The organism is Bowmanella pacifica, assembly GCF_014645355.1.
In the GTDB taxonomy this organism is placed as follows: domain Bacteria; phylum Pseudomonadota; class Gammaproteobacteria; order Enterobacterales; family Alteromonadaceae; genus Bowmanella; species Bowmanella pacifica.
The window spans coordinates 673,830-690,753 of the sequence record NZ_BMLS01000001.1; the positions used below are offsets into that span (position 1 = coordinate 673,830).

A 16,924-nucleotide genomic window follows, 5' to 3' on the forward strand; every position below is an offset into this window, starting at 1 on the left:
CCGAAGCGCCCGTTTTCATCAGGGTAAGATTAGAACTTCAGTTCTGCACCCAGGTAAGCGAAGCGGCCCACACCACCGTCGTACTCGCTGTCGTAGTTACCGTTACCGGCAGATACTGCATCACCGGTATTAGGCACAAACGCACTTTCTTTATCGAATACGTTACGCAGTCCGCCGTACAGTTTCAGCTCCATACCGCCATCCAGGTCCAAGTTGTAAGACGCTGAAACATCATGGGTAATGTAAGAACCGAAGTACAAGTACATGGGTGTTTCTGGGTTTTCTACCCCACCAGTGCCATTAGCCAATGCCTCATTATTCTTTTCCAGCAACGCATACCAACCATCTGTAGGGTGATATAGTCTGTCGTAATCATCAACCATCGAGCTCTTATACTTGGTTTTCCAACGAATGCGCAGGTTATCGTAACGCCAGGTTACAGATGCAGTAGCTCGGTCGGTAAAGATTCCCGAGCTAAGCTCTCCTTTGTACTCTGTTGTTTGCAAGCCGTCGTTGCCTTCATAGGTAACAGAGCGCTCGATAATATGAGTGAAGTTCAGATTGAAAGACAGATCGCCATATTCGCCAGTTTCATACTTATACGCCATAGAAACGTCATAGCCACGCGACTTTTCATCAGCCAGGTTAAATTCACGCTGAATCAACTGGGTGATATTACCTTCGGTGTCACGGGTGATATCGCCACAGAATCGGTTACCTTCACCAAAGGGCACAGATGAGTCATAACATTCTTTCAGGATCTTTTCGTTATCAATAGAACGAATGGCATCTTTGATAGTAATGTCATAGTAATCTACCGCAATATTGAAGTTTTCCAGGAAACTTGGGGATGCGGTGATGCCCAGGGTATAGGTATCGGCAGTCTCTTCTTTTAGATCCTCGTTACCAGCATTAGGTGAGTAGCCGGTATTCTCGTCTTCAAACTCACCATACAAATTTATCGCATTAGCAATACCCGGCTCCTGACGACAAGCTTCATGGCCCGCACCAGTAGAGGTAGCAGTTACGCCATCACAAATATCAGAGAAGCTGTCATAGTCACCACGAGGAGGTGATACCAGCTCGGTGATACTGGGCGCACGTTGTGCACGTGAGTAGTTGGCACGGATGGCATAGCCTTCGGCTGGCTCCCACATCAGACCCGCACGGTAAGACGACATCAGGTCGATATTTTTCTGGCTGTAATCAGCTAAACGCAGTGACAAATCCAAATCTAAACGTTTGGCTGCCGCGGCATCTTTTAATAGTGGCAGAGTAGCCTCACCAAAAGCTTCCCATACCTTCACCTCACCTGAGAACGGCGGTACGTCGTTAAAGGTAATAGCCTGTCCGCGCAAAGCGACATCGGTATCCACTTCCTGCTTATCGCGACGGTATTCAATACCAAAGGCTGACGCCACCATACCAGCCGGCATTTCAAACAGGTCGCCGGTCATAAAGGCTTGTAGATTCAACTGGGTGATATCGGTGTTGATATAAGGGTTAGCACGAATATAGTCGGCCGCTTCCGGAGTAATGCTGTTAATACCGAAAATATTTACCGGTACACAGCCCTCGGCGCGCGCTTGTTCATCGGCACACTGAATCGTTGTGCCGTCTGCAGCGTATTCAGCTTTCAGGCCCTGAGCCAGTTTTGTGATGCTGATTTCGTTAAAGCGACGCTGTTCCTGCTTAAACTTACCGTAACCCACAGAGGCTTCCCAGTCCCACTGACCGTCAAACATCACGCCTTGTAAACCGGCAGAGGTACGGATAGTGGTACGGGTGTTTTCGGTAATTACGTTACCCACCTCGTCAAAACGACGATCCCAGGTGATATCTTTTCCGGCAGAATCCGCAATAACAGCTGGTGCAAATGGGTTATCTATAGAAATTCGTCCTGGCACTGTTAGATCAGACAATCCAGTTACAGGATCAATATACAACTCATCATCATTGTAATCCTGGCCCTCGGGCGCGTTGGTACGGGCAGCCTTGTTCTTGCTGTAATGCACCTGGAAGGTACCACGCAGGTCGTCGGTCAGGTCGTAGTTCACCTTAATGGCGCTGGCCAGCTTATCGACCGGAACCTTCAGGATATCCCACTCGTAGGTATCAAACCCATCGCGCTCCTCCACAAAGCCCTCGCGAAGATTATTGTCGGCGTCATACCACCAGTTGTTGCCTTCAAAGCGACCGCCAGAGATATCATTGCTGCGCTCACGCCAGTCGTCCATGGTGATATCGCGCATACATTGGTCGCCATCAATAGTGTTGTTGGCGTTACACATTTTCTTAGCATCGTAATCAAAGCTTGATTCAATCATGGCTCTGTCACGATCCCAGGCTAGCAGGCCAAATTGGCGATCCCAGGTTGCCGCGGCATAAACATAGCCACGGTCATTATCAAAACTGGCACCATAGCCGGTATCGATAGTAAATTCACGGCCACCACCATCGGTAGTTTCGCCGCCGCGCACATCGATTTCAAAACCGGTTTTATTGTTTTCGGTGATAATGTTGACTACGCCAGCGATAGCGTCTGAACCATATACCGCTGAAGCACCACCGGTGATAACTTCAACACGATCAACCATGGCCGCAGGAATGGTGGCCAGACTGATATAGTTACCACTGTAGCTGTTGGACACGGCACGGCGGCCGTCAATCAGTGTCAGGGTGCGGTCTACACCCAGACTGCGCAGGTCAATGGTAGAAAGACCAGTATTCTGCACACTGCTTTGCGAGTTGGTGTTACTTGAACCGGCGCTGATAGAAGGAATTTCATCAACCAGAATATCGGCCAGTTCGCCCAGGCCGCTATCCACCAGGTCATCTTTGCCCATCATCATCATAGGCGTGGACATAGAGAAACTGTCGCGCTTAATACGAGAACCAGTTACGGCAATCTTTTCCACTTCCTTGACTTGCTGCTGTTCAACCTGCGCAGTATTGCTGCTCTGAGTGGCTGACACCTCAACTTGCTGTGCCATTGCAGAGGCGCTGCTAAAGACCGCTGCCTGAATAGCAAGGGTTAAGAGTTTCTTTTTCATTGGTTGTGTATCCCTAAAATAATTGTACTTTTATGGGTTTATTATTCAGCGCCAGCGACTACCTACTGGCGGATATTTCCTTTTATTTAACCTGGTTAACAAGCACAACACAGTTGGACTCTATTCTTCCCCAGTTATATCTCTATTTAATATCTATTTCGGCTTTTTTCCTTCCATAACAATAAGTTGAATTAATCCTCATTCACAGGTAACATTTGCTCACGCTATTGTGATTGCGGCCCTTGCGGCAATCCGATACTCTGCCTTCAACTGTTCGACCACTGTCAAAATCAGCATAAAATAACGCCATGCCTCAGCAAAATTCCTTCAGATTAGGTGAGTTCAGAGTAGAACCGCTTGAATGCGCTATTTATCTGTCGGAAACAGAAAAACAAAGCCTGCAACCCAAGTTTATTGACGTATTGTGCTACCTGGCGTCGCAATACCCACGGGTGGTTCCCCGCCAGGAACTTATCGAACATATCTGGCAAGGCAACGGCTATGTGGGTGAGAAAGCCTTAACTAATGCTATCTGGCACCTTAGGCAAGCCCTTAAGCACCCGGACGGCAGTGAAAGCATTCAGACCATCCGTAAAAGTGGCTATCAATTGTTGCGGGAGCCGGAATACCTTTCGCCGCCCAAAACCGTCGCCCAGCCTGTGTCTGAGCAGACGCCGACAAGCCAAGGGCGAAAATACCCACCGCTGTGGTTGTGGGCGTTTCCCTTACCTTTTGCCATCTTGCTGCTTTGGTGGCTACAAGCAGACAGCCGCAGTGTGATTGCCGACATTGAGGTTATTACCACGCAACCAGGCATGGAATTGTTTCCCGCCCCGAGCCCCGACGGCAGACACGTAGTGTATAAATGGCGGCGTCCGGATGGCAGTATGGACTTATATTTGCAGGACACCCAACAACCCAACCTGGCGCCTAAGCAATTAACCTTTGATGAGGAAAATGAAGGTCGGGCAGTGTGGGATATGAGCGGGGAATATCTGTATTTCAGGCGCAAGAATGACGATCTTGAAACCTGTCACATGGTTAAACTTGATGCCCAAAGCCTACAGGAACAAATTATCGGTAAGTGCCCGCTGGGAGGGGATTTACACTATCTGGATATAACGCCGGACAACAACACCCTGGCTTACTGGGGACTGGAAGGGCTGGCTGATAAGCCGGCCATTTACCGACGCCGAATCAACAGTGAATCCAATGATACGCCGGTTTGTCTGACCGAATGTGATATGCGCGATCGGGATATCGCCTTTTCCCCTAACGGCCAATATCTGGCCATTAGCCGACGTCTTAGCCGCTTTTCGGAGAACATTTATTTGCATGACCTGGCCACAGGTCAGGAAAAACTGATGATTGAGGGTGAGTCTGATATTGTCGGCATTACCTGGCATCCAGACGGCAAGCATATCGTCTATGGCGTCCAGCGCGCGGACTCCCGCTCGGGGTATCTGTTAAATGTGATAACAGGACAATTAACGCCATTGAATATTAAGGGTTTCAGCTACCCGTCCTTTGCAAAAAAGCAGCCCTGGCTGTATTTCCAGACCCGCAGCGAATTCTATCAAATAGCTTACTTGCCCCTGGCCAATGAGTTTCCTTCCAGCCCTTTTCCGTTCTTACAATCGGACTACAACCATAAATACCCAGACTACTCTAATGCCAGCGACAGAATAGCTTATCTGTCCAACGAGTCAGGAAATTATGAAATCTGGATAGCCGACGCCGATGGCAATCAGCGCCAGCAGCTTACCGAGCTTAAACGCCCGGTACTCTTTCCCAAATGGTCCAATGACGGTAAGCGCATTGCCTTTCTGGCGGCAAACGCCGATGCTAGCGGCGACTCGCTGATGGTGGTTGAGGTAGCGACTAAACGTATATCCCGGGTACCCAGCCCTTATAATGCTCACTACCGGGCTACCTGGACGGCCGATGACAGCGCCTTGGTGGCATCAATTTATTTGAATGAAGGCAGTGAAGAGCGGGAGCGGGAACTCTTCCTGCTACCTTTAGATGGCAGTCCGGTTAAGCAACTGACCAATGACGGTGGGCGTCATGGTGTCTTATTAAATGACGGCAGCTTACTCTATACCCGCTCAGAGCCTGGCCTGTACAAGCTATCGCCAGGCGATGAAGAAGGCCAATTGCTGATCAACGCTGAGCAGTTTGGCACCCGCTATTCCTGGACCCTCTCGGATAATAGCAGCATCTACTTTATCGACCCGGGTACCCGCTACAAAGATATCAAGCGTTATGACACCCAAACCGGCGTCGTCGAACCTATTCTTCGCCTGCCGGTGCCTGAAGTTGTGACCGAAAGCTCCTTTAGCCTGGATAGCAAACGGCAGCGCCTGTTGTTCAGCAACACCATTAAATACCAGTCAGATATAAAACGTCTGAAGCACCTGGAACTGAACTAGGGCTGTTGTATCAGCCCAATCCGCTCCAGGCGCGGTTGGGTTTAGGCTTTGGCCTCCAATAACAGTCCCTTAAGCTGCGCATTCAGTAAAGTGGTGGCCTGCGTTTTGAACTGCTCAAGAGGCAAATGCAAGATAGCTTCCTCCAGTTTCACCTGCCAATCCAATGGCCGCCCATAACGCAGTTGTTCACGTAGATCTGCCTCTATGGCACTGCTGTTAAGGCGCTGCTGGCGCAGGGCATCAATCAGATTCATTTTAAGCTGGGTAAACTCTTCATTATTCAGCGCCACCACGCTTGGCAGAAAATCTTCATTGAACTGCGTTATGCGCTGCGTTAACTGGGCGGCTGACGCGACCGGCGACTGCACATAATAGCCTAGATAATGAACGCCTCTGCGCTTTGCTGCATTCGCTCTGACCGTATAACCCAACTGCTCAAGGGTACGCAGTTGATGAAAGAAAGGCGCTTTGATCATACTGCCAAACAGTTCCAGCATGGCAATATCAGAGAATTGTTGCTGCTTGGGCTGCAACACCAGGCGCACCGCACTGTCTGTTCCATCCACCATAAGTCTTTGCCGCGGAGTATGCCATTGCCCATCCCAGTTAGGCGAAATAGCAGAAGGTTGCTCAATTTGCGCCCGCAAGCTTTGTAACCTGCCGGTCAGCGCCTCAACCTCAGTCGATGACACAGGTCCATAGACCACCAGGCTCATCTGTGCCTTGGTCAGGTAATTGGCAACAAAGGCCTGATAGTCATTTTCCTGCATACCGCGCAAACTGTTCACATCTTCTTCCGGCTGGCTTGCCAGTCCAAGCTGGTGTTCCAACAGGCGGATGGATTGGGTACTCAGCCGCTCTCGTTTGAAGCCTTCGATGCTGTTAATCCGGCGCGTCAGAGTTTGCTGGTAAGCAGATTCACTTAGAGATGGTGTTTCCAATGCCGCCAGCAAATCATCAAAGAGTGCCAGCCAGTTACCGCTTTGTCCTTTAATCTGCAGCCTAAGCCCGGAGCTAGTCGCCACGACACCCGCCTGAATATCGGCTGCGGCAGCCATCTCCAGCACCGCTTCTAATTGAAGCTCCAAACGCTTTTCCAACAAGCCATTTAAAGCCGAAAAGTGTGGCTCGCTTGATGGTCTGTCAAGGTATAGGGTAATGGCCGTATAACTGTCTTTAGGCTTTACCGACGGCAGTTGCCACAGCGTTAGACCAGGTAAAACCTGTTGCAGTGAGTTCGGCGCTGGTTGGTTTGACGAGGCTTCAGCGAAATATGGCGATGCCTTAGGCGTGGCAAACTGCACATCGGGTATGCTTGTCTGTGACACATGAAGGCGGGCATAAGCCGTTTGATAAATAGGTTCAATAAGTTGGCTGGTCAGTTTGCGTCCTTCGCGGATAACCAACATGGAATCAGGTCGGATGCCGCGCCAATACTCAGTCAGCACCTCGGGGTTAAACCCTCTGGCTATCTGGCCTTGTGTCAGCACCTGCGTGGCGGGGTATAACTGCAAACGCTTGGACAACCTACGCACCTCATTAGCCCCCACATGCTGAGGCGCATTGTTAAATCGTGCTTGAGACAATTTGGCAAATACTTGAAATGTAGCTTCATTTCCCCCTTGCTCGCCTAACATCTTTACATAAGCCAAGGTGGCACCACTGATAGTATGCTGCTGATCGGTGCCTTTATTGGTTAGCACAAACTCTATAGTTAATAACTCATGTTCATCGTCTAACCTGGACACCGAGGCAGATAATCTTTGAATCAGCCCCTGCTCACGTAAATAGGCCTCCAACCCGTCAGGGTTATAGCTTTCCAGCAGCCATTCGGTGTATTCGGCAGCTAAGCCGTCACGGCTTGCCTGACTGGCAAGCAAAGGAAAGGCCAGACTCAAACGCTGACGTTTGCGCAGAGTTTTAATATCTATCTGACGCGGCGCACCGGTAATTAAAGGCGCAGGCTGAGCCTCCAATGTTTTACGACAGTTATCTTCGATGGGGGTAAATTTCTCTTTGGCCTGACGGCTTAGCTCATCCAATGACTGGGGACCAGCCAGGACTAAGGTCATACGAGAGCTGCAATAATAGTCCTGACCAAAGTCCAACAAGGCCTGATGCAGGCTGAGGTTTTCAGTATCCCGCAGCGTATCCAGGTTGCCGGTAGAGAACTTGCGATATCCGTGCGCTGGATTAAATAAGGTGCGCATGGCCTCACGTTTACGTCTGAAGGCATCCTGAAATTTCATGCTGAATTCAGCATTAACCGCATGACGTTCCTTATACACCAGCTCAGCCGGCAGTATAGGCGCAATAAATTGCCAGGCAAATCTGTCCAGGGCCGGGGCAAAGGCATCGCCTGCGGCTTCGAAATAGTAGTTGGTGGCCTGTGCCGATGTGGAGGCATTGGAGCGCCCCCCTTGCTCGGCCAGAAACTGTTTGTACTCTGCAGCATCCGGATAGCGCTTTGAGCCCTTGGACAGCATATGTTCATACAAGTGAGCAAGGCCTGGCATCTGCTCGGGATCCTGATAATAGCCTGCGTTGATGGTCAGCGAGGCATACGCCTTACTGAGCGCCGCGTCACTGAGAAGCAGTACTTTTAGGCCGTTGTGCAGCTCCAAATATTGGTAATTGGCAGGATCCTGCTGCCCTTTGACAATAGTCGTCTTCTGTTCAACAGACGGAGACAGTTGGCAGGCGGTTAAAGGTAAAAGTAAGGCAAGCGACACAAGCCACTTTGGCATGGCATTTTCTCCCGTTCAGCTTTTTGGCGTAGCAATTAAGACCCTAAACGCCAGCGCCAAACGGGCTCAATCCGGGCGACCTCCTTTTTACCTCTATTCTTTATCTATCCGGTTAAATTCCGTACAAATCAGCCAAAACGGGCTTTCAGCCAGGCCAGAATGGCCTGCTGGTCACCTTGAAACAGCACCTGTCGAGGTCGCTTACTCAGTTGATAGTCATACATGGGGTCGTAATAATCACGCAACAGCCGGGTAATCCATTGCCTGTGTAACGCGGCATCGCCGGTACGTTCCTGCACAGCCAGAGCGTCACGCATTTGTATGTCCAGTTGCTGATGTGCCTCGCTTCCCAGTCTGCGTCGGATGCGTTGCAAACTGGACAGCAGGTAGTCTGAGAAGTGCTGAAATCCTGACTCGGCATCCAACTTAAGGCTGAGCGCTAAACGTGCCACCACATATTCATCAAAAATCCGCTCCACCCGTTCATCCAGGCTGCAATCCAATATCAGTACAGGTGCAGTGCGCATTTTTTCGCGCAGTGAGAAAGGCAACATCACCGAGCCGATATGACCGCACTCATCTTCCAGAATCAGTGGCTGATTCCCCCTGCCATTACGTTTTAGCAGGCTGATGGCAAGCTGGTTTTCAAAATTGATTTGGCTTGGCTGCGGCTGCAACAGCGCACCAAAACTTGAGCCTCGGTGCGCCGCCAGCTTTTCCAGATCAACGGCATTGTCCAACGCTTGCAGCAGTTGGGTTTTACCTGAACCCGTGCGCCCCGCCAGCAGCACAAGTTCGCAGCCAGCTATCTGCACTTCCAGTTCGCTCAGCAAATACTGACGCAGCGCCTTGTATCCACCTTTGATCCGTGGATACACCACCCCGGCTTCCTGCATCCAACTTTGTGTGATCTGCGAACGCAGTCCCCCTCGCCAGCAATATAGATAGCCTTGAGGGTTGGCCTTGGCAAACTCGCACCAACGGGCCAGACGCTCGGCTTTAATATCACCACTGACTAACTTATAGCCCAGATTAATCGCCGTCTGCTGCCCCTGCTGCTTGTAGCAAGTGCCCACTTTGGCCCGTTCTTCATCGGTCATCAGCGGCAGACTGGAGGCGGTGGGAAAAGCGCCTTTGGCAAACTCCGCCGGGGCGCGCAGATCCATCAGCGGCGCATCGCTAACGAACACCTGCCGGTAATCGTCAAACTCAACCGACATTTAATCCACCTCGATCCAACTGGCGGTGTCTTTGTCCACCAACTCACCGATCACCTCTGCATACAGACCAGCTTCGGCCAGCAGGGTTTGCAGCCTATCCCGGCTATCTGGTGAGGCAGCTATCAAAAGCCCGCCACTGGTTTGCGGATCGCACAGTAAGTGCTTTTGCATGTCTGTCAGTGACCCAACTTTATGCCCATAGCTGTCAAAGTTACGCTGTGTGCCGCCTGGAATACAACCCAGCGACAGATAGTGCTCCACAGGAGCCAGTCTGGGAACAAGCTCAAATCGAAGTCTGGCCGCAACCTTGCTGCCTTCACACAACTCCAATAAGTGCCCCAGCAATCCAAAACCCGTGACATCCGTGATGGCGCTCACCTGCTCCAGCGCGGCAAGCTCAGCCCCAACTTTGTTCAGTTTGCACATCTGGTCGCGGGCTAAAAACTGGTGCTCGCTAAGCAGCTTACCTTGTTTTTGTGCGGTACTGAGAATGCCAACCCCAAGGGGTTTGGTCAGGTAAAGCTCATGGCCTGACTTAGCTGTATTGTTCTGCTTCAACTGAGCAATAGGGACCTGACCGGTCACCGCTAAACCAAAAATGGGTTCGGGGGCATCGATACTATGCCCCCCTGCCAGTAAAATACCGGCATCAAGGCAGGCCTGCCGGCCCCCGTCTACCACTTGCCTGGCAACCTCAGCACTTAGCTGTTTTACCGGCCAACCGAGAATCGCGATAGCCATTAGAGGAGTACCACCCATGGCGTAAATATCGCTGATAGCATTAGTAGCAGCAATGCGGCCAAAATCAAAAGGGTCGTCCACAATGGGCATAAAGAAATCGGTAGTGGACAACACCGCCATGCCATTGCCCAGATCATAGGCCGCAGCATCATCTTTACTGCTATTGCCGACCAGTAAGCGCGGGTCATCGGGCACCACAAGCTGACTGGCGAGAATGTCATCCAATACCTGAGGGGCGATCTTGCAACCGCAGCCTGCCCCATGACTGTATTGGGTCAGTCTAATTTGATTGTTCATGTTGGCAAAAGATCAGTAACCTTAACGCCAACATACGGCTTTTCACTGGCGCTGTGAAGCCTTACAGCAACAAGACCAGCGCCAGCAGGCTCACAACAACTCCGCCGATCCTAAGGGTTCTGAGCCAACTCGCCCGCCGCTGCAGCAAAACCAGCACAGCCATCGCCGCTGGTGTCAGCAAGCCAAGCCAGATCAAGCTGCCGTGGGCAAAGCCTTCGAACAAACAGGCTGTCAGCAAGCCAATAAGCAACCAGCTCCAGGCACCAGCCAGTTGGCGAATACGAACAGATTCCGTCAGTCTCTGGCCACTCACACTACGGTAATGTCCAAACTGACTGGTGGCAAAAAAACTCATGGATAACCACAACAAGCTAAATACCAGCAGATAACTCATTGTGGTTGTTCCTTATAGCTCCTTGTCGACGCCACGCGTCGACGACCGCTATTCTCCTGGCCCAGACAATGACGAGCAGCAAAGCATGCCACGATACCCAGTACCATAACCGTCAATTCCAACCCAGCCAACGCCCAGTGTCCATAAGACAGGTAATCCAGCACATGATGTCCCGTTGTAAACAGATTCAGCAGTGGCAGTAATAGCGCCAGAGCCGCCGTTGCAGCCCAAATAACGGCCCAGCCTCTTCGTCCAGGCTGATACAAAGCGAACAAAAGCGTGATCACATAACAGATGAAAAAGCCGTGCATTTCCCAATCACGTCGCGCGTCAAAATCAGGTGCCAAGAGTCGGTTGAGATATAAAAACACCAAACTGGCTAATGGCAAGCCGGCCACTGTCGCGATATTCAGCGCTTTCACTAGCCGCAAATTCCAGCCCAAAGGCTGGGCGGCTTTCAGACGCTTTTCCTCAAGACGCTTAGCCCATAATACGCCGCCGCTGGCCACCATCACACATCCTAGCAGCCCACCGAGCGCAAACAGCCAACGTAAAGGCCAGGGGGCAAACTTGGCGGTATGCAGCGCGATTAAGGTGCTGGCAGTTTTCTCCGGAGCATAAAACTGCCCTTCGCGGCTGTTGCCAAGCACCTCTCCCTGACTGTCATACAAGGTCGAACGCGCATAATGGGCTATCTGTCCGGGTTCTCTGCCATACAAGGTCACAGTCGCGTTTTCATCAGCCGGATTGTTAATATTGATACGGCTGATCGTATCTAGCTGCTTATCGGCTTTAAAACGCTCAACAAATGCCTGTACCGGTAAAGGTTCGTCGCGCTGCTCACCAGCCGCCTTTACGGCTTGAAAGGTGGGATTCTGATCGTTAAAGAACTGCCCGCGGCCACCAGGGTAAACCTTATCGACCGGCGCGGACATATAGAGAAACATTAGGGTCAACAGGCCGGTATAGGTAATCATTAAATGATAAGGCAAGGCCAACACCGAACTGATGTTATGGATATCCAACCAGCTTCTGGCCCCCTTACCTTTTCTGAAGGTAAAGAAATCGGCAAAGATACGGCGGTGAATAACTATCCCGGTCACCAGCCCCACCAACATAATCATAGCCGCCGCGCCCACTATCCAGCGGGCGGTAATGGCGGACATATAGTGCAAATCAAAATGTAAGCGGTAGAAAAAGTCACCGCCTTTGGTGTCCCGCAACACCGCCGTTTGTTGAGCATTGTCGCCAAGCAGATACCCATCCACAAAACGGCCTCTTCGCTGACCAGGCTCTGGTGCCTGACGATAGCCATAGCGGGTCAGTGGATTGCGCTCATCGGGAAGGTTGATAAACCACTGCGGTGAATCTGGTGCATCTGCCTGCAATCTTGCCAAGGCTTGCTGCAAGGCGGCGTTCTGTTCTTGCTGGCGCGGCAGATGATGGCTTTCGGGCTGCATCCACCAGCTTATCTCATAACGAAAATAGCTAAGCGTACCGGCAAAAAAGACCAGAAAAAGTAACCAACAGGCTAACAACCCACCCCAGGTGTGAAGCCAGGTCATGGAACGGAAAAAAGAGCCTTTCATCCTGCGCCTCCGACCATTGCATTATTCACCAGCAGAGCCAACAACCACAGGCCGCCAAGGTCGGTCAGCGCTCGCCAGTGCTGACGCACATGAAAAGCCCACATGATACAGCCCGAATAGAGTAAGAAAGATAACAGCATACTGGTCAGTACAGCCGACATAGGTTCTAAAGGCAGGATCCATGCGGCCAATACCGCAGTTTCGGCTGTCGCCAGATAGCCAAGGAGCGCAGCACAGCTAACGCGAAGCAGCACACCGAAAGAGTGGCGGGATACAACAGACAATTTCTTTCCCTGAATTCAAAATGATAATTATTATCAAATGCGAATATTAACTCAAGAGAAAATTGTACCCAGCAGTAAAACCAAGGCCAGCTGTATACTGGAGTACAGCCCTTTTATCTAACAATAACGGCAATAAAAAACCGCTCTGTGTGAGCGGTTTTTTAACTATTCAGATATTCAGGCCAGGGCGGCTTGGCGATTCGTTGTTGTTCCACGTCGCCACAACAGCAACCCCGCCAGCAACGCGAACAGCGCGACCAACGAAGGCTCGCTTACCTGGCTAGGTGGATTAGACCCTACAGGTGAGAACGGATCGTAATTAATCTGCATATTCCCTTCCCAGGAATTGGCCATAACCTGTCCCCATACCACGGACGGATTGGCATAAATGGCCGCATTAGGCGCCAGAACAGAACCAAATACATCAGTAGCCAGATTCACCTGCGTGGCTCCGGCAAAGTTATACAAAACCTGACTGGATAAGCGACCTTCCAGATTGTGTTCCTTGTAATACTCGCCGGTACGTTTACCGTTAATAAACACACTGTGTTGCTTTAGATGTACACAACCGCTTTGTCCGGCATCACAATCGTATCCAGTCCAGTTGCCCTGACCTGCGGCAATTCCGTTGGGGTTGCTGATATTGAAGATAATAGTGGCGTCTTCGGCTACTCCGTTTACAAACCAATCTACACTGGCATTGATTTGCTCCTGAGTTACGTTAAAGACATAAACATTATCAGGTGGAGTAGTAGTCGGATTAAATTCTAACTGGCTCCACTTATGCTCAGTGGTGGCAGAAACAGTACGCCCAGCCAGTTCCTGCGAGAGTTGATTAAGGTGGTTAAAGGCACTATCAAAATCCACCGGTAGCTGGTTGCTATCAACCTGAATCAGGTTGGCTTCTATATTACTGCCGCTTACCGAACCGGCATAAACAAGGTCGCCGGAATGGGGAGATAAATGTGCACCGTCTTCATAGACGTTCAGGTTGCCGGAACCGGTTTTAATCACATTACCGGCCACCACTAGGCTGGGTCCACTCCCCATCCCAAAGGCATCTATTTTAAAGCCTACATCGTGGCCTCCATTGACCACCATGTCACCACCTACGGCAACACGCCCCTGGGTATCCGAGCCATTGATATTGAAGTTTTGCTTCAGGAACAGGTTGTAATCACTGGCCTGCCCAAAGTCTACAGGGCCTGCGAAAACAGACAAACTGCACAACAAAGTAACCGCGGCTGTTAGGAACTTCATAAGCCATCCCCTGTTAAAAGTTGTTCAATTATACAGCAGCCTGGTGAATTGACAACGCTGTCAGCTCAGACCAGTGACAGCGTGAAAAACGCTGCCGCTCAAGGCAGCAAAGCCTGCAACTCAGTCGCTAAATCGGGCTGCAAACCTTGTATAACAGCACGTTGCAGCATTCGTTTGGCTTGTTCATTCTCACCAAGCGCATGCAAGGTGTAAGCTAAATGATACAAAATTGTTGGATTGCCGCTATCACGCATTTGCGCTTCTCTAAGTAAAGTCAGCGCCTTTGCATGCTGTCCTTGCTTGGTATATATCCAACCTAAAGTATCATTAAACTGGGCCACCTGGGGTGCCAACTGATTGGCTTTCTGTGCATATTGCTCGGCAGCAGTTAAATCGCTTTCCATCAGGTAATACGCCAGGTTATTGAGGAATATCGGGTTATCCGAGAGCTCTGGGTATGCCTTTAATGTCGCCACGGCCAGGGCGGGGTTATTGTGCTGCGCGGCCAGGCTGGACAATTGAGCCACGGCCCAGCTATCTAACGGATGCTCGGCCAACCAGCTTTGCAGCAGTTGCAAAGCACTGTCTATTTGTCCGCTTTGTGCGTGCATGGATGCCAGCAACTGCATATTAGCCCGCAGTGGCTGGGCCTGATAAAGCGCCAATGCCTGTTTCAATGCCGACTCAACTTGGCCATCAGCCACCAAGGCGTGAACCCGCAGTTCTTGCCAACGACGGTTATCTGGCTGGTTCTTCAAACCACGATCAAGAATAGCTAGCGCCGATTGGCTATTGCCTTGTGCCAGGGCCTGCCGTGCCAGCAAATAAATATCAATGCCATCTGCATCCAGAGTACGTAATCTAGCTACAGACTTCTCTGCGCCCGCCAAATCCCCAAGATCCAACTGCTTATGCGCTACCGAATGCAGCTTCACCGCATCGTCATAGGCCAGGCCATAAAGTGCCTTGAGGGTCGCAATGGCTTTATCTTTATAGCCTTGCGCTTCTTCTAGCTTGGCACGAGTAAACAATAAGGCTTCGTCCAGGTTACGTCGCTTTAAGATTTGCTCTAATACCCCCTGAGCATCTGCCCAGCGCTGCTGTTGCATATACAATTCCAGCAATGCCCGGTTCGCCTCAATATCATCGCGCGCGCGCACTCGCTCGAGCAACTCTATGGCCTTAGCGATATCCCCCTTATCTATTGCCAAATCGGCATACAACTTGTTAGTCGCCAGATCTTGGGGATCCTGTGCCAATACCTGCAGATACTGAGCTTCCACCTTATCTGGCAGGTTCTGGTTTAGATACATGCCAGCCAATGCCAGATGCGCCACCTTAAACTCCGGTGCCAGGCGGGTAATTTCGGTAAAAAAGCGCTCGGCGTTATCGGTCTGACCCAGTTTCAGCGACAATTCCCCTGCCAGTTGCAGTATTTCAACTTTTCCTGGCTGTTCGTCCAGTAACGCCTGTGTCGTTTGACGGGCATCTTCCAGTTGTCCGTGCTGCAATTGCAAAAAGCCCAATAAGGTACGACTGCCCAGATTATCGCCTTGTTGTTTTTCAAGCTGCGCCATGGCGTTGGCGTATTGCCCGTCGGTAACCCAGGCCTGAATCAACGCCTGACGTATGCCCTCATGTGCAGGAAAGCGTTGCTGCGCATCTTCCAACAAGGTGAGTGCAGCAGGTAAATTACCCAGCCCTTGTTCAATGGTCGCCGCCAATACAAAGACATCAGGATCCTGGCGCGACAGTGCTAGAGATTTATCGACCTGACGCTTAGCCTCCCGCCAGTTACGCTGCTGCACGGCAATCATCGCTAGGTAACGGTGGGCCGACGCCGTGGCGGTATATTCGTGGATAAAGTTATCAAACTTCACGCGTGCCGAGTCCAACTTACCACTGGCATAATCCACCACAGCGCTAAGAAAACTTACCTCCCGCATTTTTCTCACTGCGTCATCGACACCAGACAGTTGATGTTGAATATCCACCAACAATTGCCGCGCTTCACGCTCTTTCCCCTGTTGGGCTACCAGCGCTGAATGCATCAGCTTGGCATAGGGGTTTCCTGGATGCTTTTCACGAAATGCCAAGACCAATTGCAAGGCAGCATCTAACTGCTCACGCTCCACCAGTAAGCCGGCCTTGCCCAGCATGGCCTGCTCGCTATCCGGCTTCAGCTCAAGTGCTTGTTCGTAGCGCTTCTCCGCCTGCTCAAACTGCTCGTCGATACGCAATAATTGGGCGTGTAACAACAGTGCCGGCAAGTGTTTAGGATCGCTTTCGAAGACTTGGTCCAATAAGCTGGCCGCTTGCTTCAACTCATCCTTTTGCAATGCCATTTCTGCCAGCGCAGTCAGGGCTTCAACATGACCAGGGGCGATGTTCAGGGCTTGTTGGTAGTAAGACTGTGCCGCTTCCCTATCTCCTCTTGACTTGGCAATCTCGCCACGCAAGTAGGAATAATCCGGCATATCCTGAAGATGGCGATAGTGGCTCAGCAATTCTTGCCCGTCATCCACATGATTTTGCAGTAACTTGGCTCTAACCAGATTCAGTACTACGGCACGAGCATCAGCCTGCATCTCCAGCGCCACGCTTAACTCTTTATCTGCGGCAGCAGCCTTACCAGACTCCAGTAGCACTTGCCCCATCAGTACTCTGGCAGGCAAATAGTCTGGCTGTAACTGTAAACAGTTTTTCAGCTCGATAATTGCAGCATCGGGGTTGCCTTGCAGTTGATATTTGATGGCAGCTTCGTAATAAGCAGAGGCGTTGTTGGCCAAAACCGGCAGACAACAGAACAGAAGCGCAACGCACAATAATCGTTTCATAGCATTCCAGCATCCATGGATAACATGGCGCAAGGTTAAACGCAGACATGTAAAGAAACAACTAAGCCCG

General features: G+C 50.9%; 10 protein-coding genes. 1 reads left to right on the forward strand and 9 read right to left on the reverse strand.

All coding sequences use genetic code 11. From position 1 onward, the window contains the following. Positions 1-29: 29 nt before the first annotated feature. Positions 30-3,053, reverse strand: a complete 3,024-nt coding sequence (locus IEX02_RS02660; RefSeq protein ID WP_188689890.1) for a TonB-dependent receptor domain-containing protein — start codon at positions 3,051-3,053, stop codon at positions 30-32. A 308-nt stretch (positions 3,054-3,361) separates the two neighbouring features. Between IEX02_RS02660 and IEX02_RS02665 the strand changes: the two genes are divergently transcribed. Further along, entirely contained in the window at positions 3,362-5,485 is a 2,124-nt protein-coding gene (locus IEX02_RS02665; RefSeq protein WP_188689894.1) for a winged helix-turn-helix domain-containing protein, read from the forward strand. A gap of 41 nt (positions 5,486-5,526) precedes the next feature. Here the strand turns inward: IEX02_RS02665 and IEX02_RS02670 are convergent, their stop codons facing one another. From IEX02_RS02670 to prsT, 8 genes are all read right to left on the reverse strand, one after another. Continuing rightward, positions 5,527-8,232 (reverse strand): insulinase family protein, encoded by a 2,706-nt coding sequence (locus IEX02_RS02670; protein ID WP_188689897.1) that lies wholly within the window; start codon positions 8,230-8,232, stop codon positions 5,527-5,529. A 128-nt stretch (positions 8,233-8,360) separates the two neighbouring features. Further along, entirely contained in the window at positions 8,361-9,452 is a 1,092-nt protein-coding gene (gene mnmH, locus IEX02_RS02675; protein ID WP_188689900.1) for a tRNA 2-selenouridine(34) synthase MnmH, read from the reverse strand. Then, positions 9,453-10,490 (reverse strand): selenide, water dikinase SelD, encoded by a 1,038-nt coding sequence (selD, locus tag IEX02_RS02680; protein ID WP_188689903.1) that lies wholly within the window; start codon positions 10,488-10,490, stop codon positions 9,453-9,455. 61 nt (positions 10,491-10,551) lie between these two features. Then, entirely contained in the window at positions 10,552-10,884 is a 333-nt protein-coding gene (locus tag IEX02_RS02685; protein WP_188689906.1) for a DUF3325 domain-containing protein, read from the reverse strand. After that, positions 10,881-12,473 (reverse strand): PepSY-associated TM helix domain-containing protein, encoded by a 1,593-nt coding sequence (locus IEX02_RS02690; protein ID WP_188689907.1) that lies wholly within the window; start codon positions 12,471-12,473, stop codon positions 10,881-10,883. The genes IEX02_RS02685 and IEX02_RS02690 overlap by 4 nt, the downstream gene beginning before the upstream one ends. Further along, a complete protein-coding gene (locus IEX02_RS02695; protein ID WP_188689910.1) occupies positions 12,470-12,757 on the reverse strand; it encodes a hypothetical protein in 288 nt (95 codons plus the stop codon). Before IEX02_RS02695 ends, IEX02_RS02690 begins: the two co-directional genes overlap by 4 nt. A 177-nt stretch (positions 12,758-12,934) precedes the next feature. Beyond that, positions 12,935-14,017 carry a choice-of-anchor A family protein gene (locus IEX02_RS02700; RefSeq protein WP_188689914.1) on the reverse strand — a complete coding sequence of 361 codons (1,083 nt, stop codon included), beginning with the start codon at positions 14,015-14,017 and terminating at the stop codon, positions 12,935-12,937. Positions 14,018-14,115: 98 nt separating this feature from the next. Further along, positions 14,116-16,854, reverse strand: a complete 2,739-nt coding sequence (gene prsT / locus IEX02_RS02705) for an XrtA/PEP-CTERM system TPR-repeat protein PrsT (protein ID WP_188689916.1) — start codon at positions 16,852-16,854, stop codon at positions 14,116-14,118. Positions 16,855-16,924: the final 70 nt, after the last annotated feature.